Genomic DNA, 22,067 nt, shown 5'->3' with positions numbered 1-22,067 from the left:
ATGGAAACAAAAAAACGCTATAGTGATGAAGAGCTTGAAGAGTTCCGCACTATAATTAATCAGAAATTGGAGATAGCGCACGAGAGTTATGACAAGATGATGCGCCAGTTAATGAATCAAGACACCAATGATGTGGATGACACTTCTCCTACCTATAAGGCTTTGGAAGAGGGAAGCCTTACACAGACGAAAGAGGAGCTTACAACTATGGCCTATCGGCAGCAGAAATTCATCCAGGGATTGGAGGCAGCCTTGATGCGCATCGAAAACAAAACATATGGGGTGGATCGCCTTACGGGTGAATTGATTCCCAAAGAGCGTCTTCGTGCGGTTCCTCATGCCACATTGAGTGTCGCATCTAAAAATGCCCGCAAGCATTGAGAATGAACTATCATAAAAAGAAGTTTAGCAATGGCTGCCTGTCCATCCTCCTTATAGTCATTTTCCTCGTCATTGATCAGACGATTAAGATCCTCGTGAAATCCAATATGTATTTAGGAGAGTCTATCCAGATCACAAATTGGTTTTTCATCGATTTCATCGAGAATAAGGGCATGGCATTTGGCATGACATTCATCAACAAACTCTTCTTGAGTTTGATGCGTGTCGTTGTCTCATGTTGGTTAGGGTGGTATATTTGGAAGCAAGTGAACTCGGGTGCCCGCACTTGCTTTATCGTATTTCTTTCTCTGATATTGGCAGGCGCGGCAGGAAATATTCTTGACAGTGCATTTTATGGTCTGATATTTAGTGAATCTACGCCTTATGCCGTCGCAACATTCGTTCCTTTCGGTACCGGTTATGCAGATTTCCTGACAGGAAGAGTAGTAGATATGTTCTACTTTCCGCTTATCACAACGACTTGGCCTTCATGGATGCCGTTTGTCGGCGGAGAAGACTTCGTATTCTTCTCGCCAGTTTTTAACTTTGCTGATGCCTGTGTTTCCGTAGGGGTAGTCTTGCTGCTTCTTTTCTGTAGAAAAGATTTGGAGGAGTTGCTTACTTCTAAGAAAGGTCGAGCAGACAAAGACATGATGAACAAGATAGAATCCGATGAGAAATAATCCGATGAAATGGGTCCTTTTTGCAATCCAGCTACTATTTCTATCTGGTTGTAAACCATCTTTGCCAGATGGGGTCCTTTCAAAGCGAGACATGGAGGATATCCTTTATGATTACCATTTGGCCCAGACGATGGCAGAGCGGAGTGCATCCCGCTCTATTGACGAACGGACTTATGAAGATGCCGTCTTTCGTAAATATGAAGTAACTCAAGAGCTGTTTGACTCTTCTTTGGTATATTATATGCGTCATACGGGAGAGCTTTATGAAATTTATGAGAATATTGTTGAACGCTATAAGAAAGAGGCCGAGGCATTGGGTGCCAGTGAATCGGAGTTAAATAAATACAGCGCACTTTCAGCCGCTGGGGATACGGCTAATATTTGGGCTGGGGAAAAATCATTCATGTTGATGCCAAAAGTTCCGTTTAATCATAAGTCGTTCTCTTTCAAAACAGATTCCAGCTTCCACAAAGGGGATAAGCTAATGCTTAATTTTGACGCGAACTTTATTTATCAAGATGGAATGAGGAATGGCGCAGTGATTATCTCCATGCGATTTACCAATGACAGTGTTGCCACTACAAATACCCAATTAACGAATAGCAACCATTTTCGCTTGACATTGGCAGATGAGACTCATCTCGGCATTAAAGAGGTGAGGGGGTATTTCATTCTCAATCAGTCTCAGGCAGATGATGTTTCATCTACTACACTCCAATTGATGTTCATAAATAACATCCAACTTATCCGTATGCATGAAAACCAAAAGGTTGAGAAGGAAAGAAAAATGCAAGATTCTCTCAAGGCTCTCGACCAGCTCCGTCTTTCAGATGGACGCATGCCTTCTTCTGCCAACGCATCCCTTCCTCCACCACGAGTGGGGGAGACCCCAAATCACTCGCAAAAAACGAAGGAGACTGAGGCGCTTCCCGATAATCCATCGATAAACAAGCCCGTCGTAAGGTAATGAAATAATAACTAACCACTTTAAATATGAGAAAGCAAATTCTATTATCGTTTCTATTGACAATCTCGACGGCAGGAATAGCCTGCACAAATTTCATTGTCGGCAAGAAAGCGAGTACTGATGGCTCTGTCATCTGCACTTATAATGCAGATGACTATGGCATGTTTCAGAATCTGTGCCATTTTGCGGCTGCAACTCACCAGAAAGGGGCAATGCGCCAAGTATATGACTGGGATACCGGCGAATACCATGGGGAGATTCCAGAAGCATCTGTAACCTATAATGTGATTGGTAATATTAATGAATACCAGGTTACCATCGGTGAAACGACATATGGCGGCCGCAAGGAAATGGTTGACTCTACCGGTCTTCTCGATTACGGGAGCCTTATCTATATCACATTGCAGCGTTCAAGGTCTGCCAGGGAGGCCATCTCCGTGATGACTACTCTTGCTGAGACCTATGGATATAACAGCAGCGGGGAGACATTCACCATCTGCGATGCCAATGAGGCATGGATTATGGAGATGATGGGGAAAGGACCAGGCTCAAAAGGAATTGTATGGGTTGCCATGAGAGTGCCTGACAATGCAATCTGCGCACACGCCAACCAGAGCCGTATCGGGAAGTTTGACATGAACGACAAGAAGAATGTTCTTTATTCGAAGGATGTCATAAAGTTTGCCCGCTCTAAAGGGTGGTATTCTGGTAAAGACAAAGACTTCTCCTGGAAGTGGGTATATGCAGCCCCGGACTTTGGCGGCCGACGCTTTTGCGACGCCCGCGTCTGGGCCTTCTTCCGTCACTTTGATAAAGGGTTTGACCGTTATCTTCCCTGGGCATTGGGCAAAGACCCTAAGGCTGAAGACATGCCCTTGTGGATTATCCCAGATCATAAGGTGAGCGTACAGGAAGTGGAAGCCTGCATGCGTGATCACTATGAGGGAACGCCACTTGCCATGGATACGCTTGACATGGGGGGAGGTATTTGGCAGATGCCTTATCGGCCGACTCCACTTTCATTCACGATAAACGGGCAGAAGTATTTCAACGAGCGCCCTACGAGCACTCAACAGACAGGGTTCAGCTATGTTTCACAGATGCGCGCTTGGCTGCCCCGCGAGATTGGAGGCGTCATATGGTGGGGAAACGATGATGGTAACATGGTTGCCTATACCCCGGTTTACTGTGGAAATACGATTCAGCCGGAATGTTACAACACGCCGGGAGCTGACGCCGTTACCTTCTCTGACAAGAATGCGTTCTGGGTATGTAACTGGGTGAGCAATATGGTTTATCCTCGTTATTCGCAGATGTTCCCAACTCTTCGGGAAGTAAGAGACTCTTTGGAAAGAAACTATTTCGAGTTGCAGCCATCGGTAGAGGCAAAAGCAAAGTCGCTCTATGCGTCAGATAAGGCTGCGGCATTGAAGTATCTGAATGAGTATAGCAATGAGAAGGCGCAGCAGATGTTGGCCCGTTGGAAGCAATTGGCAGTATATCTGATAGTGAAATATAATGATATGGCTGTAAAACCGACAGAGAACGGCAAGTTTCTCCGGACAAAGACGGGCCTTGGAGCCAAGGTTGTTCGCGAAGGTTTTCCTACAGAATATGCCCGCAAACTGGCACAGGAGACAGGGGACAAATTCAAACAGCCAGAATAACCACACCTGATATCAAGGAGAGTGCTGACCATGTTTTAGTCGGCACTCTTCTTTTTGCACCAGAAAATCTTGCAAATTTAATCTCTGTTGATAGCTTCCTACAGAATTACAAGCAATGTGTAAGGGGATTACACACCGCTTGTAATAAGATTACAAATGGTTTGTAAGAATACTTACGGTTATATCCAAGTCTGGGCAAGATGGTCGTTGAAAACGATTCTTGCCCAGAGTAAGGATTCGGGATGCGCTTTTTGTGCCTATTGTTTTTTCTTGATTCTCTCTACATAGGCGTCAATGACCGCAATGGCAGTGATATTGACAACCTCGCGGACGGAGCATTCAAAGTCTGTAAAGTGTATCGGCTTATTCAATCCCATCTGGATGGGACCGATGATCTCGGTGTCTGGATCAAGAGCCTGTAGAAGTTTATAACCGCCGTTTGCACTACTCATGTTAGGGAAAATCAGTGTGTTCACATCCTTGCCCTTTAAGCGGGTGAACGGATATTTAGCATCCCGGAGTTTTCTGTCAAGAGCGAAATTCACCTGCATTTCCCCATCGATAGCCAGATCGGGGAAGTCTTTTTGAAGCCTGCTTACTGCTTCGTGAACACGCTGGGGACTTCCGGTGCTGTCTGTTCCAAAGTTTGAATAACTGATCATGGCAATGACGGGCTTTTCGTTAAAGAAGCTGACAGACTGGGCGCATAGCTTAGCCACATCGTAGAGAACATTCTCATCGGGGTGCCGATTTATGAGTGTGTCGGCAATGAAGAAGGTTCCCTTCTTTGTGTTTAGGATGTGCATGGTGCCGAAAGTGTTGAATTCCGGGCGGATGCCAACCACCTCCTTAGCTACCTTGATGGTATTCGAATATCTCGTATAGAGTCCTGTGATAAACGCGTCGGCATCTCCATGCTCCACCATTGACATGCCAAAGTAGTTTCGCTCGTACATCTTATCATAAGCCTCTTCGAATGTGTATCCTTGCCGTGCACGCTTTTCTGCCAAGTGCTTCGCGTATGTAGCACGCCTCCCCTGTTCCTTGTCGGCACGCATATCGATAATTTGGATGTCTGAAAGATCCAGTTTCAATCGATTGGCAAGACGGGTCAGACGGTCGGGATTGCCCAGCAGGATGGGTTCACAGATGCCTTCCTGTTTAGCCTGGACGGCAGCTTTCATCATGGTGGAGTGTCCCCCTTCGGCAAACACGACACGCTGGGGATGCATCGCGGCCGTGGCATGGAGGGTACGCGTAAGCTTAGTCTCCTGTCCCAGTAGTTGGCGGAGGTTTTCCTTGTAAGCTTTCCAGTCTTTGATGGGAGTGCGGGCAACGCCGCTGGCCATCGCAGCCTTGGCTACAGCTGCGCTTACCTCCGTGATCAGGCGAGGATCTACAGGTTTCGGGATAAAATATTGTGGACCGAATGTCAAGTCATTGACATGATAGACATCATTGACAATATCGGGAACAGCTTGCTTTGCCAAATCGGCAATAGCATGCACGGCAGCCATTTTCATTTCCTCATTAATGGCTTTGGCATGCACATCTAACGCCCCGCGGAAGATGTAGGGGAACCCTATGACATTGTTAATCTGGTTGGGATAGTCAGAACGGCCTGTCGACATCAGCACATCGGGCCGGCTGGCCATTGCGTCTTCGTAGCTGATTTCCGGAACGGGATTGGCAAGTGCAAACACAATGGGATTGTCGGCCATGGAGCGAATCATATCTTGAGTCAGGATATTGCCCTTAGACAGTCCGACGAAGACATCTGCATCCTTGATGGCTTCCTCCAGGGTGTGCACATCTCGGCGGTCGGTTGCAAAGAGTTTCTTTTGTTCATTAAGGTTTTTCCTATCAGAAGTAATGACCCCCTTGGAATCGAGCATGATGATATTTTCCTTTTTCAAGCCAAGGGCACAATATAGTTTCGTACAGCTAATCGCTGCTGCTCCCGCACCATTGACGACAAGTCTTACTTTGGCAATATCTTTGCCGGCAACTTCCAGCGCATTCTTTAAACCTGCGGCACTGATAATTGCCGTGCCGTGCTGGTCGTCGTGCATAACCGGAATGTCAAGTGTCTGTTTGAGACGGTTCTCTATATAGAAACATTCCGGGGCTTTAATGTCTTCAAGGTTGATACCTCCAAACGAAGGCGCTATGCGCTCGACAGCCTCGCAAAACTTCTCGGGATCCTTTTCGTCCACTTCAATATCAAAGACATCTATGCCTCCGTAAATCTTGAACAACAAACCTTTTCCTTCCATTACCGGCTTTCCGCTTAGCGCGCCGATATCGCCTAAGCCAAGGACGGCAGTGCCATTGGATATTACCGCCACAAGATTACCTTTATCAGTATATCTGTAGGCGTCATCGGGATTCTTCTGGATTTCCAGACATGGGAATGCCACTCCCGGCGAATAGGCTAAACTGAGATCCGTTTGTGTGTGGAATGGCTTGGTTGGCTTTACTTCAATCTTTCCTGGTCTGCCCATTTGATGATATTCCAAGGCAGCTTCTTTTGTAACTTTAACCATAGATATTATGTTTTATTTATATAGCTTGGGTATATACATTCGTTTTACAAAGGTAAGAAAAAACTAAGAAATGTGTGCGAGTTTTTGATGTTTTTTATAACTTTGCAGCAGAAAGAATAAAAGAGTTGCTATGGCTAAAGTTACAGCTTACCGTCAGGAACTTAAAGGGCGTATATTAAAAGAGTCCATTAAGGAATTCAAGAAGAATGGTATCAAACAAGTTAAAATGGATGATATTGCAAATAATCTTTCCATTTCAAAGCGTCCCTTATATGAGATTTATCCCAACAAGGAGGTGCTCTTGTTGGAAGGCTTGAGGGCTGAACACGAGGCGATGGACTTGGAATTTATGAGGTTTATGACTACAGGGAGCCGTAGCGTTATAGATGTTCTTGTCCAGTTTTTCAAGATGCAAATGCGAAGTCTTGCCACGGTAAGCCCACTATATTTCTCTGATATACATAAATTCCCGAATGCGTTATCTTTTCTGGCCGAACTACATGAGGAGAATCAGTCTAAGAGCAAGGAATTCCTGCAGAAAGGAGTAGAGGAGGGATTCTTTAGGGATGATGTCAATTTCGATATTGTTTCTCGTATGGGGCAGGCAACTATGCTGCATGTAATGCAGATACAACTCTACAAGCAATATTCATTACAACACATATTCCGCAATGTGTTTTTACTCTTAATCAGGGGCATTTGCACCCCCAAGGGAGTAAAAGTCGTGGATCAGATGTTAGAAGAGTTATAGTCTGTTGACGATTTTCACACCCTTAACAGTTCTGATTTTCTTGATAAGATTCTCGAGGCGAGAAGTATCATCAATCATGACAACCAGATTCCCGCTGAACAACCCATCATGGGAGTCGATGTTAATCGAGCGCATCACGATTTTTTCTTCTTTTGAGATAATGTTTGTAATGTTGCTTACAATTCCAATGTCGTCATTGCCAACAACTCTGAGCGTAATCGTATATAGCGAGGCTCCCTTGCCGGACCACTTAGCCTTTACGATACGATAGCCGAAGCGCTTGCGCAGTTCCGGCGCGTTAGGGCAATCTATCCTATGGATTTTTATGCCTCCACTGATGGTAACAAATCCGAATACGGGGTCTCCAAAGATGGGATGACAACATTTAGCAAGAGAATAATCAATCCCTTTCAAATTGCGATCAATAATCAATACATCGTCTTCTCCTTTGCTGCTATCTCCCTCATGGCCTTCAAAGCTGAAATTCTCCGCTGACAAAGAGGCTTTCGTGGAGTTCGAATTCTGATCGTGTTCCTTTGTCTCAATATATTTCTCGACAATCTGGTTAGGGTCAAGCTTTCCTTCTGCAATTTGCTTGTAGAATTCTGACATTTCCTTGAACCCTATCTTCTTGATCATGTGATTCATCACGCTTTCCTCCATTTCAAGTTTCTTATTCTTGAAACGGCGCTCCAGCATTTCCTTCGCAAGTAGTCCTTCTTTAGCCTGGGTTTCTTTCAAAGACAATCGAATCTTCGATTTTGCCTTGGAAGTTTTGACAATATTGAGCCAGTTGGCATTCGGCTTTTGGTTGCTTTGCGTCAGAATCTCGACCGTATCACCTGAATGGAGAATATCACGGATGGATGCATTCTTGCCATTTATTTTTCCTCCAACACATGTACTTCCTACTTTTGTATGGATATGGTAGGCAAAATCCAGCACCGTTGCGCCCTTGGGGAATTTGAACAAATCGCCCTTTGGGGTAAACACATAGACTTCGTCTTCATATAAATCCATTTTAAATTGGTCCATCACCTGCAGGTTGTCTCCTGCCTCGAGGGCGGACCGGATGCTTGCCAGCCAGTCGTCTATGGAGCCTTCGCTCTTGACGCCTTTATATCTCCAATGAGCCGCCAGGCCATGTTCTGCTATTTCGTCCATCCGTTCTGTGCGTATTTGCACTTCCACCCATTTGCTTTCCGGTCCCAGCACCGTGATGTGCAGACTTTCATAGCCGTTAGATTTTGGCACGCTGAGCCAGTCTCTAAGCCGCTTAGGGTTGGGCTGATACATATCGGTAATGATGGAGTAGGCTTGCCAGCACTGCATCTTCTCTTTTTCCAATGGGCTGTCGATGATGATGCGAATAGCAAAGAGGTCGTATATACCCTCAAAGCCACAATGTTGCTTCTTCATTTTCTGCCATATGGAATGTATGCTCTTTGTCCGGCCTTTCATATGGAATTTCAAGCCTGCAACCTGAAGTTTCTTACTGATGGGCTTGATAAATCTCTCTATGTAGGCATCACGGCTTCTTTTGGTTGCGTTGAGCTTTTCCCTTATCATGTAATAGGCATCATGCTCCAAGTATTTCAAGGATAGATCTTCGAGCTCTGACTTCAGTTGATAAAGGCCAAGTTTATGAGCAAGTGGGGCATAGAGATAGCTCGCCTCTTCGCTTACTTGTTTTTTTGCTTCAAGTTTTTCCGTATCACGAATCTGGCGCATCAAGTTGACACGATCGGCGATCATGATTAGGATGACGCGCATATCTTCAGCAAAAGAGAGGAGAAGATTGCGGAAGTTCTCGCTTTCAATGGCGGGATTTTTCTTATATAGTTCATGAAGGCGTGTAAGCCCATGGATGATATGTGCAACACTTTCACCAAAGTCTTGTTTTGTTTTCTCAATCGTGGTGAAGCCATTGATGACTGTGCAATAGAGTAGGATAGAGACCACTCCGTCCCTTTTCAATCCGATGTCGTTCACGGCAAGCTCGGCGGTCTGTAGCGCAGTGAGTATAGGATTCAGTCCGAAAATGTCCCTTTGGATTTGATTCTGCCTGATGGCAGCAGTGAGCAATTTTTCTATTTTTTGCTCATCATCCATCTTCAGAGTGCCTCCAATAGACTGTTTAAGACACTTGAGGATTGCTATGGCCTGTTGCCTTTCAGCAAGGGTGAATTCAAATATCTCGCTCATATATGCATTGATGTTGCAAAGGTACAAAAAATGATGGAAAGATTTCCTTTTTTCAGAAAAAGTAACTATATTTGTGGGTGATATATTACGGAAAATAAATAAAACCTAAATAATTATGTTTACGAATAACGATATTAAGCAAATTGAGACTCGAGGCAATAGTGTCGGGCAGGTGGAGCATCAATTACAACAGATCAGGGAAGGCTTTCCGTTCTTAGTTCTTGAAGCTGCGGCCTCCGTAGGGAATGGAATCTTCCAGCCAGATCAGGAAGATTGTGAGCATTATATAGATAATTGGAATGAATATAAGGCTCAGGACCACCAGATAGTTAAGTTTGTTCCAGCGTCTGGCGCGGCCAGTCGCATGTTCAAAGATCTGTTCGCCTTCCTGGCAGCAGACTATGAGGTTCCTACCACGGACTTTGAGAAGCAATTCTTTGCGCATATAGAATGCTTTGCCTTTGCCAAGGATCTGTGCGATAAATGCGAAGAGAATGAGGGAAAAGGAATCAAGGAGCTTATTGAGACAGGTAATTACAAAGCTGTTGTCGCTAATCTGCTTGAGGCCAAAGGGTTGAATTATGGCAATCTTCCCAAGGGACTTCTGCTATTCCATCATTACTCGGATGGGCCTCGCACTCCAATGGAAGAGCATTTGGTGGAAGCTGCGCTATATGCAAACAGTAATGGTAAGGCCGATGTTCACTTTACTGTAAGCCATGACCATCTTGAACTCTTTGAGCAAAAGGTGGCAGAAAAGAAAGCAAAATATGAAGAGCGGTTCGGCATAACCTATAATATCAGTTTCTCGGAGCAGAAACCAAGCACTGACACGATTGCCGCAAATCCTGACGGAAGCCCGTTCCGTAACGAGGATAGCACATTGCTTTTCCGTCCCGGAGGCCATGGGGCTTTACTCGAGAACCTTAATGACCTTGACGGAGATGTCGTATTTATCAAGAATATAGACAATGTGGTGCCTGACAGACTAAAGGGAGACACTACATTATATAAGAATATCCTTGCCGGAATTCTTGTAACATTACAGCAGAAAGCCTTTGGCTATCTCGAATTATTGGACAGCGGTGAATACAACCATGAACAGATAGAAGAGATCATTCGTTTCGTCCAACGAGATTTGTGTTGCCGTCGCCCGGACATCAAGGATATGGAGGACGCAGAACTTGTAAATTATTTGCATGACAAATTGAACCGCCCGATGCGCGTTTGCGGTGTCGTAAAGAATCAAGGCGAAGCCGGCGGTGGCCCGTTCCTTGTCAAGAACGCAGACGGTTCGGTATCATTGCAAATATTGGAGAGTTCGCAGATTGACAAGAACAATCCGGATTATATGCGTATGTTCACTGAAGGGACGCACTTTAACCCTGTAGATATTGTTTGCGCAACAAAGAATTATAAGGGGAGGAAGTTTGACCTGCCCAAGTATGTAGATCCTATGACAGGCTTCGTCAGCAGCAAAAGCAAAAATGGCAAAGAACTCCTGGCCCTGGAATTGCCAGGATTGTGGAATGGGGCGATGAGCGATTGGAACACCCTATTCATAGAGGTTCCGTTGATTACATTCAATCCTGTAAAGACCGTTAACGATCTGTTGAGGGAAGAGCATCAATAGGAATGAAAAGTATAAAGAAAATCGTGCTTACCGGCGGGCCATGCGCAGGTAAGACAACGGCTTTGGTGAAGGTGATAGAACATTTCTCTTCCTTGGGCTTCAAGGTGTTCACCATTCCAGAGGTGCCTACGCTGTTCACGCAGGCTGGTATGGACTACCTGACCGACAACAAGGCCTTTTTCTATGAAGGAGAGAAATCTACCTTGGAAATTCAGCTGGCTCTTGAGGATAAATTCACGCGAATGGCAGAGCAATGCACTCAACCCTCTATTATCATATGTGATCGGGGGGCTCTGGATATCTCTGCATATATGGACCAAACTACATGGAACAAGATTACTTCAGAAGTCGGGACTTCGACCATGGAATTACGAGATTGGCGATATGATGCCGTAATCCACATGGTGAGTGCTGCGGACGGTGCAGAAAAATTCTATACGACGGCGACGAATGCGCAACGCCTGGAAAGGGCTGACGACGAGGGACTCGCCGTGGCCAGGCATTTGGACAAGCGCGTCATGGAGGCTTGGGCCGGGCACTCCCATCTTCGTGTCATCAATAATCATGAGAATTTCGAGAACAAAATAAACCGTGTGCTCAAGGAAATATCATCGGTTCTCGGTCTGCCGCAGCCCATTACGGAGGAACGAAAGTATAGGGTAGAGGTTATCGGCGAAATACCCGATTCTGTCAAGAGTGAGATAATTCAGACCTATCTCACGGCAGAACCGGGCGCGGAAGTGCGCTTGCGTAAACGCATCTGGGAGGGTAAACGCGTGAATGTGCATACAACTATTAAGCGCCTTCCTAATAATGAGCAGGTGGAAGTGGAGCGTCAGGTAAGCAATAACCTTTACGATTCGTTGCTTCAACAGGCCGATCCTTATCGCCAGACTATAGAAAAGACTCGCCAAAGCTTTATCTGGAAAGGACAATATTTTGAACTTGATTCATACCATCGCTTTAACAATGGAATGCAAATACTTGAGACAAAAGGAGTTGCGTCTGATGAAATGGTAAACTTCCCGCCGTTTATAAAGGTCGTTGAAGATATAACCGGGCGTAAGGAATACTACAATTATAATTTAGCATTAAGAAACCAATAGACAGAATCGGCACCATTTTTTCATCAAGGAAATAATAAGGGGAATTGTTGTTTGCCGCTTGCAGCATGACAAAATCGCCGAATTCGTCGGACAAAATCGGCGATTTTGTCTCACAATTTCGCCGAACTTGTCCATCAGTCAGTTACTTGCTTTGGGGCAAAAATTGTTTCCCCGTATAAATAATAGGAGGCATATCACTCGACATGCCTCCTATTTATCATAATTTAAGATCGTTCCGGTTTACCAGAAGCGTTTGTCCTGTGCATCGTAATGATATCCAGCCTTAGCCAGTCTTTGCTCTAATTCCATTCTGTCTTGGCTAAAGGCAAAGCAAATCTGGTCCAAGTTATCAAATTCCTTGTCTCTCAACAAGAAATTGATAGCCGATACCAGCATCGGCAAATCATTTGGTAATCTATCCATATTTAGCTTTCTTTTAAAATTGGCAACTGCAAATTTAAGTCGCATTTTTGGATAACTCAAATAAAGTAATGCTAAATTCTTAAAAACAATCACATTTCTTGATGTTAAACAATTGATGCCTCTTCTAGCAAGATTGCCAACAGCCTCTGCTCAGATTGCAATAGATGTTTTCAACATAATCGGCATTATGATAAATAAATAAAATCGATTAAAGATGTCCGCCCTACCCAGGGCAAACAATCCGGAAGGCATTTAAACATGGTATTTATATTTCTTGGTAGCTCGTTGTGGGGTTACCACTCCCGGCGAGACATGAAACCCCGCGCCGCTGGAAATCCCGCGATATTCATTCCATCTCGCCTGAATCCGCTGCACATAATCATAAGTTTCAGAACCTCGCATGTAACCATACTTAACCACAGGGTCGTTATAGAATTTGGAATCACTCAATCTCAATATAAATCCACCCACATCGACCCATCTATACTGATCTTTTCCATATTTCTTCGCTAATGCCATTGCGTCACGAACATGGCTGTAACCGCCATTATAACTTGCAAGTACGAAGGAAATTCGTTCCATCCTGTTTGGAACATCTTGAAATTTCGCGTTGATTTGACTAATGTATCGTGCCGCGGCAGCTATGTTTGGCTCGGGTTCATACAATTGGTCGTGAGATAACCCAAGCATCTCGGCCGTAGAAGGCATGATTTGCATGAGTCCGCAAGCACCCGCCCATGAATGGGCTTTGGGGTCAAATGTGCTTTCCTGATAGCATTGAGCGGCTAATAAACGCCAATCCCAGCGGGCAATCGGAGCATATTTTTGGAAAAGGTGGTCGTAATTTGAGATAACCCCTTTGCCTCTATCGAGCATTGGAGAATATACATGCCTTGTGATGCTTGCGGTTGACAGCATCCAACTTTCTTGTTTTTTAACTTCTGCCAGCATTCCAGGCTTAAACCATTTATTCAGGGTATCTGCCAACTCTTTATTCTTTCTTTCTACGGCCCATGAAGTGCCTTTTGTGCGATCTGTTACACCAGCATAAAGAAGCCCGCTCCTTTTGTACATAGGCAATGCGCATGCTATAATATCTCCTTCTCCTCGTTCGAGTCGTTGTATCATTTCGGTCGTGTCTCTACAGACTTCAACTCTTAGTGCAACCCCTATCGTTTGTGTGAACTTCTCGCACAGCAGATATTGTGTACCCATGCCATGTCCATGGTAGTCATAATAATTCTCCGGCCCCGTAAGGGTTAGCATGATAAGTTCTCCATTATTGACGATGTCGCTTAGGCTCATATCGACAGAAATGGAATCTATACTTTGCTCCATTGGAGTGCCCCATGGAGTCAACAGTTCAGGCTTCTTTTCTTTGCATCCGACGCAGCAGCAGAAACTTGTAATGAGAGTGAATACAAATCCAATTCTGTACATGATTGGCACAAAAGTACAACAATATTTGCTAAATCGGGCAGAAAATAGTAAATTTGCCTGTGAAATTGAGATTAATTAAGTTATTGGACTTAGAAAGTTTTACATTGAAAATGTTGAGAATTGCAGTACAGTCTAAGGGTCGTCTTTTTGATGACACGATGAATTTACTCTCGGAATCAGATATCAGGATAACTCCAAGTAAGCGTACATTGCTTGTCAAAAGTAGCAATTTCCCTCTTGAGGTTCTTTTCCTTCGTGATGATGACATTCCCCAAAGCGTTGCAAATGGTGTCGCGGATATTGGAGTTGTCGGCGAGAATGAGTTCTGTGAGCAACAGGAGGATGCAGAAATCATAGAAAGATTAGGGTTTTCCAAATGTCGTTTGAGCCTGGCTATTCCAAAAACAGAGGAGTATAGTGGTATTGAGTATTTCAAGGGAAAGAAGATTGCAACCTCCTACCCTACCATCTTAAGGGACTTTTTGAAAAGCAAAGGGGTTAATGCAGATATACATGTAATTACAGGAAGTGTTGAGATTAGTCCGGGAATTGGGTTGGCCGATGCAATTTTTGATATCGTATCCTCTGGCTCTACATTGGTGCATAACAATTTGAAAGAAGTTAAAGTTATCATGAACAGCGAAGCGCTTCTCATTGGTAACAAGCAGATGGGAGTCGATAAAAAGGCGATTCTCAAGGATATGTTGTTCCGTTTTGCGGCTGTTCGCTCTGCTATGGGCAAGAAATATGTCATGATGAATGCTCCTAAGGATAAAGTAAAGGAAATTACAGAAGTGCTTCCTGGTATTAAGAGTCCTACAATTATTCCATTGGCTGATACAGACTGGTGTTCGATTCATACCGTGTTACATGAAAAGAGATTCTGGGAAATCATCGGGAAACTTAAAGAGTTGGGAGCGCAGGGAATCCTTGTCTCCCCTATTGAAAAAATGATATTATAAAATTTGTATGAAGAAATATATCTACCCGACTGAGGAGGAGTGGACAGAAATAGTTGAGCGTTCTCATTTAGATTTCTCAAAACTTAATGAAACGGTTAGCAAGATTCTATTGGATGTAAAGTTGCATGGAGATACAGCGGTGAGGAAATACAGTCGAACATTCGACCATGTGGAATTGAAATCATTGAGAGTGTCGGCAGAAGAATTCCAAGAGGCGGATTCTTTAGTTTCTTCCGACTTAAAGGGTGCCATACAACAGGCTTCTGATAACATACTGCGCTTTCATGAGAAACAAGTGTTTAATGGAGAAAAAATAGAAACAGCTCGAGGAGTCGTATGCTGGCAGAAGAGTATTCCTATTGATAGGGTTGGGCTTTATATTCCCGGCGGTACCGCTCCTCTGTTCTCTACTGTACTCATGCTGGCTATCCCTGCCAGAATAGCGGGATGCAAAAAAGTTATTCTATGCACTCCTCCAGACCGAGAAAGAAAAATTAATCCTGCAATTCTGGTAGCCGCAAAGGTGGCTGGTGTTGACGAAATCTATAAAGTTGGGGGCATCCAAGCTATTGGGGCGATGGCTTATGGAACAGAAAGTATTCCTCAAGTATATAAGTTATTTGGCCCTGGGAACCAATATGTTATGGCAGCAAAGTTACAAGTCCAAACTCAAGGAGTTGCCATAGATATGCCAGCTGGTCCTTCTGAGGTCTGTGTCATTGCGGATGAGAAAAGCAATCCCATGTATATAGCCGCAGATCTTCTCTCACAGACAGAGCATGGGAGCGACTCCCAAGCAATTCTTATCACAACTTCTGAAGCAACTCTCATGGCCGTTGAAGAGGAAGTGGGCAGACAATTAAATGCACTTCCGAGGAAAGAGACCGTCGAGAAATCGTTAGGAAACAGTAAGTTTATTCTCGTACATGATTGGCGGGAAGCCATAGCACTAAGCAATGCCTATGCTCCCGAACACTTGATTCTTGCCGTTAGTAATTATGATGAAATGGTCCAACATGTTATCAACGCCGGTTCTGTTTTCCTTGGTGAGTATTCATGTGAAAGCGCTGGAGATTATGCATCGGGCACTAATCACACATTACCTACGCATGGCTATGCGATTGCTTATAGTGGAGTGAATCTCGATTCTTTCTGTCGAAAGATAACTTTCCAGCATCTTTCAAAAGAAGGAATACGGTCTATAGGAAGGTCTGTTGTAGTAATGGCAGAAAACGAACACCTGGAAGCACATGCGAATGCTATGCGCGTGCGGATGAATAATTTGAAAAACGACGAATAAATGAAACAACTTGAGGAATTAGTACGGCCCAATATATGGGGATTAGCTCCCTATAGTAGCGCGCGAAACGAATATTCCGGGCAGGCAGCTCATGTGTTTCTTGATGCAAACGAGAATCCATACAATTCCCCTTTCAATCGCTATCCGGACCCTCTGCAGCTGGAGCTAAAAGCCCAGGTTAGTAAAGTAAAGGGTGTTCCCGCAGAAAATATATTTTTGGGTAATGGTTCCGATGAAGCGATAGACTTGGCATATCGTATATTTTGTAATCCAAGTCAGGACAATGTGGTTGCCATTGAGCCAACATATGGGATGTATAAGGTTTGTGCTGATATAAATAATGTGGAGTATAGGCCGGTCCTTCTTGATGCGGATTATCAAATCAGTGCGGGAAAATTGCTGTCTGCATGCGATGAGAAAACAAAACTAATCTGGATTTGTTCTCCAAATAATCCTACTGCTAATAATATATGTCGCGAAGAGATCGTAGGGGTATTACAAGATTTTCAAGGGATTGTTGTCGTAGACGAGGCATATAGCGACTTCTCCAAACAGCAGACTTTCCGCTCTGAATTGGGGAAGTATATCAATCTTATCGTTTTGAACACAATGAGCAAGGCTTGGGGATCTGCGGCAATTCGTTTGGGAATGGCATTTGCGTCAAGGGATATTATTTATTTATTCAATAAGGTGAAGTATCCCTATAATGTGAATTTGCTTACCCAGAATCAGGCCATAGAAGCTTTACGAGATCCTTATCAAGTGCAAGATTGGGTGAAGACCATATTAAATGAACGCACTCGATTGGTATGCGCTTTCCGTGATTTGGCTTGCGTAGTGAAAGTTTATCCTACTGATGCGAACTTCTTCTTGGCTAAGATGACCGATGCGCAAGGTATTTATAATTATCTCGTGGAAAAAGGGATTGTCGTCCGGAACCGCAACAAGATCACACTTTGTGGTAATTGCCTTCGCATCACAGTCGGCACTAAAAGCGAAAACAGCGAATTACTTGCTGCTTTGAGGACTTTTTGATTGTGCGAGATACAAGCCCCATAGGGATGTAAAAGAAGCGCATCATCAGTGTGTTGTGTGTCCTATGCTTCTTTTTCAAGAAAAAAACGATCGAAAAAAACATGCGGTTTCATTATTAATTCGTATTTTTGCGATATATATCCAGCAAAATGATTGATATGAAACTTAAATACACATAAAACTAAAAGTCTATGACACTATTAATGCTAATTGAATTGCTGGTAGTATTACTGGCTCTTTGGGTAGGAGCCCGCTATGGCTCGCTGGCGCTTGGAGCAATTTCCGGTATTGGCTTGGCCATTCTTGTTTTCGGTTTCCAATTGGAGCCCAGCACTCCTCCTACAGATGTTATCTACATCATCATTGCCGCCGTAACTTGCGCGGGTATGCTGCAGGCCTCAGGAGGCATGGACTGGATGATTCAGATTGCGGAAAAGCTACTGCGCAAGCATCCGGACCGCATCACGCTCTTAGCTCCTTTCACAACATTTATCCTCACCATCATGGTCGGAACCGGGCATGTGGTATATACACTGATGCCTATAATCTGTGATATTGCGCTGAAGAAGGGCATCCGTCCTGAGCGGCCTTGCAGTATTGCAAGCATATCCTCGCAGATTGGTATTACCTGCTCGCCTATAGCCGCTGCCGTTGTCGCATTCTCTGCTATTTCCGCGGAGAATGGCTATAATGTGAGTAATCTGCAGGTTATCATGGTTACAATTCCAGCCTGTATCATTGGTATTTTGATGGCCGTGGCCTATAGCTGGAATCGCGGTCTCGATTTGGATAAGGATCCTAAGTTTCAGGCTCGCTTGAAAGATCCTGTACAGTATAACTACATTTACGGCAGCAGCGCTACGACCTTGGATAAGGAAATTTCCCCGGAAAGCAAGCGGGCCGTCTACATCTTCCTCGCGGCCCTTGGACTCATCGTCCTCTTTTCCGTCTTTACGATGGCTGGCCATAACATTCTCCCCTCTTGGAATGAGGTTACGGTTGTCAAAGGTGGACCGGCAGAGATCACGCTGGCCAATGGCGTTACGGAATCTGCCAAGCAGTTGGCGAAAGCCGGCGTAGTTCTTGCAGGTGTAACGGAGACAGTTCCCAAACATCTGACAATGAACCTTGTCATCCAAATTGTCATGATCTCGGCCGCCGCGTTGATGATTCTCTTCTGTAAGGCCAAGCCGAAGAAAGCCATTGCCGGTTCCGTATGGCAAAGTGGTATGGTTGCCGTAGTCGCTATTTATGGTATTGCCTGGATGGCCAATACATATTTCGACAACTATAAACCCGAGATGCAGGCTATGCTGACCGACCTTGTGAAAGCCTATCCATGGTCTATGGCGTTTGCCTTTTTCCTTGTATCGGTTCTCATCAACTCACAGGGAGCTGTTGTCGTAAGCATGTTGCCTTTGGCATATTCTCTTGGAATTGACGGCTGGGTATTGCTCGGCATCATGCCTTCCGTCTACGGCTACTTCTTCATCCCCAACTATCCGTCGGATATTGCAACCGTAAACTTCGACCGCTCTGGCACGACAGTCATCGGCAAATATCTGCTAAACCATTCCTTCATGGTTCCGGGATTGATCTCTATTGTTACTTCTACCATCTGTGGCTACGGCGTTGCATTCCTCTTCCATTCCATTGGGTGGATTTAGCGATATGAGATGTGCGAGCTTCCCCACATTCAAGAAAATCGGTAGAGATAGCCCGTTTATGTGTGGTTACCGATAAACTCAATTGTGAATGGCAGCTTTTTGATTTACGAAATCGGCGAAATCGTCGGACAAAATCGCCGATTTCGTCGCACAAAGTCGCCGATTTTGTCTTATTGACAACAAGAGAAAGGAGCGTCCCCAGAGAGGATGCTCCTTAGTATGAGTTTTAATTTATATCGGGATTAATTAAGGTCGAGACTTTTTTTGATAGCTGCAATCTTGTCGGCCCCATCCTTGTCGCAGCGAGTATAGCAACTGGCACAGTTCATTTTTCCCTTCACCTCAATGTAGAACTTTATCTTTGGCTCTGTGCCAGACGGACGGACACTGACTTTCGTGCCGTCATCACAGAACCACTGGAGTACATTGCTTGTTGCGGGCATGTCGAGTTTTTGCTTACTGCCATCTTCATGAGTAGCCTCAAGCGTTTCATAGTCTTTCCACAGAACGACCTTTGAACCTCCGAGCTCCTTAGGTGGATTATTACGGAAATTGGTCATCATCTGCTTAATCTCGTCAGCCCCGGCCTTTCCCGGGCGTACCACATTAATGGTAAATTCCTTGGAGAAGCCATATTCGAGATAGATATCCATCAGCAAATCATATAAGGTCTTTCCCTGATCTTTCGCATAGGCACAGATTTCAGCAAGCAAGCTCATCGCCGAGACAGCATCCTTGTCGCGCACAAAGTCTTCGGCCAGGAAGCCATAGCTTTCCTCTCCCCCACCAATATACTGTTGTTTGCCTTCTGAAATGCGAATCTCACGGGCAATCCACTTGAAACCAGTGTAGCAATCGCGCATTTCAATGTGGTTCTTGTCCGCAATCTTCTTGATAACTTCGGTCGTAACGATGGTCTTTACGATGAAATCGCTCGGCTTCAGGAGGCCTTTGTTCTTACGGTTAGTGATGATATAATATAGAAATAGCAGACAGGTCTGGTTGCCGTTGATAAGCACCCATTCCCCCTTGTCGTTCTTGCAAGCCATGCCGACGCGGTCTGCGTCCGGGTCGGATGCCATTACGATGTCTGCGTCAAGTTCTTTCGCGTCGCGGATAGCCAATGTCAGTGCCTCTCCGTTCTCTGGATTTGGACTGACCACTGTCGGGAAGTTGCCGTCTTTTACCATCTGTTCCTTTACGCAGTGGACATTGTCGAAGCCCCAATATTTCAGGGAACGAGGAATCATAGTCATGCCGGTTCCATGCAATGGGGTATAAACTATCTTCAGGTCATGCTGTCGCTTGATGACTTCCGGATCTATGCTCAAGGTCTTGATTTCCTCAAGGTAAGGCCTGTCGATATCTTCTCCGATAACTTGGATGAGTTCCTTGTTGCCTTCAAACTTGACATCTTCAATCTTTACCTTGTTTACTTCCTCGATAATACCGGCATCGTGCGGTGCGAGAACCTGTGCGCCATCCTCCCAATAGGCTTTGTAGCCATTGTATTCTTTCGGGTTATGGCTCGCCGTTACATTTACGCCTGCCTGACATTTCAGTTTCCGAATGGCATAAGAGCACTCCGGAGTAGGACGCATATCCTCAAAAATATATGCCTTGATGCCATTTGCAGAGAATATGTTTGCGACCGTCTGGGCAAAAACATCACTATTGTTGCGGCAGTCGTAGCAGACCACAATGGATATCTGCGCCCGATCGGCAAAGTTTTTCTTCAGGTAATTGGCAAAGCCCTGAGTGGCCATGCCCACAATATAGATGTTCATCCGATTTGTACCGGCTCCCATAATACCGCGTAACCCACCAGTTCCGAATTCCAGGTTCTTATAGAATGAATCAATAAGTTCTGACTTATCGTCATTGTCCAACATGGTCTGAACTTCTTTACGGGTCTGTTCGTCAAAGGACGGCGACAACCATTGTTTGGCGCGTTCTTCACACCGAGCAATAAGTTCTGAGTTATTTTCCATATTAATTAAATTGTTTGTGAATAAGAATGTTATATTTGCAAAGATAATATTTTTATTGGTATTTTATAGCTTCTTTATCCCTTTTTTTAGTAAATTTGCACATAATTACGATAAACAGATCAAAATGTATTTTACCGGCATCATAATAGCAATCACTACTTTCCTAATTATTGGATTGTTCCACCCAATTGTAATCAAGGTGGAATATTACTTTGGAACTAAACCCTGGTGGGTGTTCTTGATCTTGGGATGCCTTGCCATCTTTGCGGCCTTTTCTATTGAGAATGTACTGGTGTCGGCCCTCCATGGCGTATTTGGCGCCTCATGCCTTTGGTCAATAGGCGAAATCTTTGAGCAGAAAAAGCGTTGTGAAAAAGGCTGGTTTCCCAAAAATCCCAAACGAAAGAACTATTATAAGAAAGCAGATGAGGTGAAACTCTGGATAGACAGGAAAAATGAAAACGAAGCTGATTCTTGTCGGTAAAACCGCCAACAAGCATTTCGCGGCAGGAATCGAGGACTATGTAGGGCGCATAAACCATTATATGCCCTTTGATGTAATTACGATTCCGGAACTGAAGAATACAAAAAATCTCTCGGAAAATCAGCAAAGAGAGAAGGAAGGCGAGCTTATCTTGAAACAAGTTCTTCCTTTTGATACTGTAATCCTGTTAGACGAGCATGGAGAAGAGTTTCGTAGTGTGGAATTTGCATCATGGCTTCAACGGAAACAACGCACATCCCGCGAGCTGGTTTTTATTATTGGGGGGCCTTATGGATTCTCACAAGATGTATATAATCGTGCAAATGGCAAGTTGAGCCTTTCCCTCCTGACTTTTTCCCATCAGATGGTAAGACTAATCTTCACGGAACAACTCTATCGGGCTTGTACAATTATAAAAGGCGAACCTTACCACCATGAATAGCATTCCATAGCTATGGCTTCATGTTTAACGACCATATCTGATGGCAACCAATGCCAGCTTAGGATGGAAATCAATTATTTAGCAAAAAAACACAGAAAAGATTTGCAGAATTAAAATAAAAGCCTTACCTTTGCACCGCATTTGAAACGATGCTTGGCAAATCGGAAACGATCCCGGGAAGGATGGGTGAGTGGCTGAAACCAGCAGTTTGCTAAACTGCCGTGCGGGTTACCGTACCGGGGGTTCGAATCCCCCTCCTTCCGCAGACAGGTATGATGCCAAATGCACTAACGGTCGGTTCATCTAACGGTTAGGATACAAGATTCTCAATCTTGGCATACGAGTTCGATTCTCGTACCGACTACAAAAGCGTTTCCTTATCCG

General features: G+C 44.5%; 18 protein-coding genes and 2 tRNA genes. 15 read left to right on the top strand and 5 right to left on the bottom strand.

Going from position 1 to position 22,067, the window contains the following annotated elements; genetic code table 11:
• From C7120_RS10530 to C7120_RS10515, 4 genes are read left to right on the top strand one after another with little or no spacing between them, the layout of a single operon-like run.
• Entirely contained in the window at positions 1–381 is a 381-nt protein-coding gene (locus tag C7120_RS10530; RefSeq protein ID WP_107621635.1) for a molecular chaperone DnaK, read from the top strand.
• A 2-nt stretch (positions 382–383) separates the two neighbouring features.
• A complete protein-coding gene (locus C7120_RS10525; RefSeq protein WP_107621634.1) occupies positions 384–1,064 on the top strand; it encodes a lipoprotein signal peptidase in 681 nt (226 codons plus the stop codon).
• Positions 1,054–2,031, top strand: a complete 978-nt coding sequence (locus tag C7120_RS10520; RefSeq protein ID WP_107621633.1) for a DUF4296 domain-containing protein — start codon at positions 1,054–1,056, stop codon at positions 2,029–2,031. The genes C7120_RS10525 and C7120_RS10520 overlap by 11 nt, the downstream gene beginning before the upstream one ends.
• 26 nt (positions 2,032–2,057) lie before the next feature.
• Positions 2,058–3,698: a dipeptidase gene (locus C7120_RS10515; protein WP_107621632.1), complete on the top strand. Its 1,641-nt coding sequence runs from the start codon at positions 2,058–2,060 to the stop codon at positions 3,696–3,698.
• A 257-nt stretch (positions 3,699–3,955) separates the two neighbouring features.
• On the opposite strand, the gene C7120_RS10510 is transcribed toward C7120_RS10515, so the two are convergent.
• Entirely contained in the window at positions 3,956–6,244 is a 2,289-nt protein-coding gene (locus C7120_RS10510) for an NADP-dependent malic enzyme (protein WP_107621631.1), read from the bottom strand.
• A gap of 130 nt (positions 6,245–6,374) precedes the next feature.
• Here C7120_RS10510 and C7120_RS10505 point away from each other — a divergent pair, with 130 nt between their 5' ends.
• On the top strand, positions 6,375–6,995 hold the full coding sequence (locus C7120_RS10505) for a TetR/AcrR family transcriptional regulator (RefSeq protein WP_107621630.1): 621 nt from the start codon (positions 6,375–6,377) through the stop codon (positions 6,993–6,995).
• Here C7120_RS10505 and C7120_RS10500 read toward each other — a convergent pair.
• Positions 6,990–9,200: a bifunctional (p)ppGpp synthetase/guanosine-3',5'-bis(diphosphate) 3'-pyrophosphohydrolase gene (locus tag C7120_RS10500; protein ID WP_107621629.1), complete on the bottom strand. Its 2,211-nt coding sequence runs from the start codon at positions 9,198–9,200 to the stop codon at positions 6,990–6,992. The genes C7120_RS10505 and C7120_RS10500 overlap by 6 nt on opposite strands.
• 115 nt (positions 9,201–9,315) lie before the next feature.
• Here C7120_RS10500 and C7120_RS10495 point away from each other — a divergent pair, with 115 nt between their 5' ends.
• Together C7120_RS10495 and C7120_RS10490 are read left to right on the top strand one after the other, a co-directional pair.
• Positions 9,316–10,833 carry a DUF4301 family protein gene (locus C7120_RS10495; RefSeq protein WP_107621628.1) on the top strand — a complete coding sequence of 506 codons (1,518 nt, stop codon included), beginning with the start codon at positions 9,316–9,318 and terminating at the stop codon, positions 10,831–10,833.
• 2 nt (positions 10,834–10,835) lie between these two features.
• Entirely contained in the window at positions 10,836–11,939 is a 1,104-nt protein-coding gene (locus tag C7120_RS10490) for an AAA family ATPase (RefSeq protein WP_107621627.1), read from the top strand.
• Between the two features lie 240 nt (positions 11,940–12,179).
• On the opposite strand, the gene C7120_RS10485 is transcribed toward C7120_RS10490, so the two are convergent.
• Together C7120_RS10485 and C7120_RS10480 are read right to left on the bottom strand one after the other, a co-directional pair.
• Complete coding sequence (locus tag C7120_RS10485) at positions 12,180–12,362, bottom strand: DUF4250 domain-containing protein (protein WP_107621936.1); 183 nt, start codon at positions 12,360–12,362, stop codon at positions 12,180–12,182.
• Between the two features lie 252 nt (positions 12,363–12,614).
• A complete protein-coding gene (locus C7120_RS10480; RefSeq protein ID WP_107621626.1) occupies positions 12,615–13,802 on the bottom strand; it encodes a transglycosylase SLT domain-containing protein in 1,188 nt (395 codons plus the stop codon).
• A 110-nt stretch (positions 13,803–13,912) separates the two neighbouring features.
• Between C7120_RS10480 and hisG the strand changes: the two genes are divergently transcribed.
• The 4 genes from hisG (at position 13,913) to C7120_RS10460 (ending at position 18,766) form a co-directional block, all read left to right on the top strand.
• The gene (gene hisG / locus C7120_RS10475; protein WP_107621935.1) at positions 13,913–14,764 is read left to right on the top strand and encodes an ATP phosphoribosyltransferase; all 852 of its coding nucleotides are present in this window, start codon (positions 13,913–13,915) and stop codon (positions 14,762–14,764) included.
• A gap of 7 nt (positions 14,765–14,771) precedes the next feature.
• Positions 14,772–16,064, top strand: a complete 1,293-nt coding sequence (gene hisD / locus C7120_RS10470; protein WP_107621625.1) for a histidinol dehydrogenase — start codon at positions 14,772–14,774, stop codon at positions 16,062–16,064.
• Positions 16,065–17,099, top strand: coding sequence for a histidinol-phosphate transaminase (gene hisC / locus C7120_RS10465; protein WP_107621624.1), 1,035 nt, complete (start codon positions 16,065–16,067; stop codon positions 17,097–17,099).
• Positions 17,100–17,290: 191 nt separating this feature from the next.
• Positions 17,291–18,766, top strand: coding sequence for an anaerobic C4-dicarboxylate transporter (locus C7120_RS10460; RefSeq protein WP_107621623.1), 1,476 nt, complete (start codon positions 17,291–17,293; stop codon positions 18,764–18,766).
• Between the two features lie 242 nt (positions 18,767–19,008).
• Here C7120_RS10460 and C7120_RS10455 read toward each other — a convergent pair whose 3' ends face one another.
• Positions 19,009–20,757: a phospho-sugar mutase gene (locus C7120_RS10455; RefSeq protein ID WP_107621622.1), complete on the bottom strand. Its 1,749-nt coding sequence runs from the start codon at positions 20,755–20,757 to the stop codon at positions 19,009–19,011.
• Positions 20,758–20,881: 124 nt separating this feature from the next.
• On the opposite strand from C7120_RS10455, the gene C7120_RS10450 reads away from it, so the two are divergent.
• The 4 genes from C7120_RS10450 (at position 20,882) to C7120_RS10435 (ending at position 22,047) form a co-directional block, all read left to right on the top strand.
• Positions 20,882–21,241, top strand: a complete 360-nt coding sequence (locus C7120_RS10450) for a DUF4491 family protein (RefSeq protein WP_369916886.1) — start codon at positions 20,882–20,884, stop codon at positions 21,239–21,241.
• A complete protein-coding gene (gene rlmH, locus C7120_RS10445) occupies positions 21,213–21,683 on the top strand; it encodes a 23S rRNA (pseudouridine(1915)-N(3))-methyltransferase RlmH (protein WP_107621621.1) in 471 nt (156 codons plus the stop codon). Before C7120_RS10450 ends, rlmH begins: the two co-directional genes overlap by 29 nt.
• A 176-nt stretch (positions 21,684–21,859) precedes the next feature.
• Positions 21,860–21,946, top strand: a tRNA-Ser gene (locus C7120_RS10440).
• Between the two features lie 29 nt (positions 21,947–21,975).
• Positions 21,976–22,047 (top strand) — tRNA-Glu (locus C7120_RS10435).
• Positions 22,048–22,067: the final 20 nt, after the last annotated feature.

Source organism: Prevotella sp. oral taxon 376 (genome assembly GCF_003043945.1).
Lineage (GTDB): Bacteria > Bacteroidota > Bacteroidia > Bacteroidales > Bacteroidaceae > Prevotella.
This window is presented reverse-complemented; position numbering and strand designations above follow the sequence as displayed.

Bases quoted from the DNA above. Each gene is read 5' to 3' on its own strand.
- C7120_RS10530 (WP_107621635.1), top strand. From the start codon at position 1: ATGGAAACAAAAAAACGCTATAGTGATGAAGAGCTTGAAGAGTTCCGC.
- C7120_RS10525 (WP_107621634.1), top strand. From the start codon at position 384: ATGAACTATCATAAAAAGAAGTTTAGCAATGGCTGCCTGTCCATCCTC.
- C7120_RS10520 (WP_107621633.1), top strand. From the start codon at position 1,054: ATGAGAAATAATCCGATGAAATGGGTCCTTTTTGCAATCCAGCTACTA.
- C7120_RS10515 (WP_107621632.1), top strand. From the start codon at position 2,058: ATGAGAAAGCAAATTCTATTATCGTTTCTATTGACAATCTCGACGGCA.
- C7120_RS10510 (WP_107621631.1), bottom strand. From the start codon at position 6,244: ATGGTTAAAGTTACAAAAGAAGCTGCCTTGGAATATCATCAAATGGGC.
- C7120_RS10505 (WP_107621630.1), top strand. From the start codon at position 6,375: ATGGCTAAAGTTACAGCTTACCGTCAGGAACTTAAAGGGCGTATATTA.
- C7120_RS10500 (WP_107621629.1), bottom strand. From the start codon at position 9,200: ATGAGCGAGATATTTGAATTCACCCTTGCTGAAAGGCAACAGGCCATA.
- C7120_RS10495 (WP_107621628.1), top strand. From the start codon at position 9,316: ATGTTTACGAATAACGATATTAAGCAAATTGAGACTCGAGGCAATAGT.
- C7120_RS10490 (WP_107621627.1), top strand. From the start codon at position 10,836: ATGAAAAGTATAAAGAAAATCGTGCTTACCGGCGGGCCATGCGCAGGT.
- C7120_RS10485 (WP_107621936.1), bottom strand. From the start codon at position 12,362: ATGGATAGATTACCAAATGATTTGCCGATGCTGGTATCGGCTATCAAT.
- C7120_RS10480 (WP_107621626.1), bottom strand. From the start codon at position 13,802: ATGTACAGAATTGGATTTGTATTCACTCTCATTACAAGTTTCTGCTGC.
- hisG (WP_107621935.1), top strand. From the start codon at position 13,913: ATGTTGAGAATTGCAGTACAGTCTAAGGGTCGTCTTTTTGATGACACG.
- hisD (WP_107621625.1), top strand. From the start codon at position 14,772: ATGAAGAAATATATCTACCCGACTGAGGAGGAGTGGACAGAAATAGTT.
- hisC (WP_107621624.1), top strand. From the start codon at position 16,065: ATGAAACAACTTGAGGAATTAGTACGGCCCAATATATGGGGATTAGCT.
- C7120_RS10460 (WP_107621623.1), top strand. From the start codon at position 17,291: ATGACACTATTAATGCTAATTGAATTGCTGGTAGTATTACTGGCTCTT.
- C7120_RS10455 (WP_107621622.1), bottom strand. From the start codon at position 20,757: ATGGAAAATAACTCAGAACTTATTGCTCGGTGTGAAGAACGCGCCAAA.
- C7120_RS10450 (WP_369916886.1), top strand. From the start codon at position 20,882: ATGTATTTTACCGGCATCATAATAGCAATCACTACTTTCCTAATTATT.
- rlmH (WP_107621621.1), top strand. From the start codon at position 21,213: ATGAAAACGAAGCTGATTCTTGTCGGTAAAACCGCCAACAAGCATTTC.